The organism is Caballeronia sp. J97 (assembly GCF_905220305.1).
GTDB lineage: Bacteria > Pseudomonadota > Gammaproteobacteria > Burkholderiales > Burkholderiaceae > Caballeronia.
Genome location: NZ_CAJMZL010000083.1, coordinates 1 through 1,185, shown reverse-complemented (window position 1 = coordinate 1,185; position 1,185 = coordinate 1). Strand labels below are relative to the sequence as shown.

Genomic DNA, 1,185 nt, shown 5'->3' with positions numbered 1-1,185 from the left:
CGCCCGCCTTCGCGCAAAGCAGCGTCACGCTGTACGGTATCGTCGACGATTCGATCGTCTACCAGAGCAGCCAGACGAACCTGGCCAAGACGAACCCGGGCCGTTCGAACGTCAAGATGGCCTCGGGCATCTGGGCTGGCAGCCGTTTCGGTTTGAAGGGCGCTGAAGATCTCGGCGGCGGCAACAAGGCCATCTTCCAGTTGGAATCGGGCTTCGACATCAACAGCGGGCAACAGCAGTTCACCAACGCGATGTTCGGCCGCCAGGCCTGGGTCGGTCTCACGAACCCCGCCTACGGTACGATGACCCTCGGCCGCCAGTACACCTCGTACTACACGCTGCTCTCGCCGTACAGCCCGACCAACTGGCTGACCGGCTACTTCGGCGCGCACCCGGGCGATCTGGACGGCCTGGACACGATCTACCGCGCGAACAACTCGGTCGTCTACACGTCGCCGAAGTTCTACGGCCTGACGGTGAGCGGCTCGTACTCGTTCGCAGGCGTGCCCGACAGCGTCTATCAAGGCTCGACGTGGACGGCAGCGCTCCAGTACCAGCAAGGTCCGATCGGCGGCACGGTGGCGTTCTCGCGCATCAACAACGCGGCCGAAGGCGGCGGCGTCTACAGCAGCAGTTCGACGACGATCAACAGCACGGCAGCGACCGATGGTTCGGGTCAGCCGGGCGTGTCGGCGGTGACGGCGGGCTATCAGCGCGCACAGGCGCAGCAGCGCTTCGCGGTGGCGGGCGGCTATCAGTTCAACAGCGCGTGGGATATCTCGGTCACGTACACGAACGTTCAGTACATCCCGGGCGTGAACTCGCGCTTCACCGACGAAGCCGTGTTCAACACGGCCGGCACCGTGCTGCACTGGAAGGCGACCTCGGCGTGGGACTTCGCGGCGGGCTACAGCTACACGTGGGCCAGCAAGGCGAACGGCATCAACGACGCCGCTTCGTACCACCAGTTCAACCTCTCGCAGTACTACTCGCTCTCGAAGCGCACCGGCCTGTACGCACTGGAAGCGTTCCAGCGCGCGAACGGCAACACGCTGGCTGTCCCGTCGAACACGTCGACGAACCGTCAGACCGCAGCGAACGCGACCATCGGCGACGGCTTCCAGAGCGCGCCGTCTGCATCGCGCAGCATGTTCGCGGCGGGCGTGGGCATCATCCATCGCTTCT

The 1,185-nt window shown here is 64.9% G+C and carries 1 protein-coding gene; it reads left to right on the top strand.

Translation table 11 applies throughout. From position 1 onward, the window contains the following. A partial coding sequence (locus tag U4Y90_RS35920) for a porin (RefSeq protein ID WP_321801888.1) occupies positions 1-1,185 on the top strand: 1,185 nt, incomplete at both ends.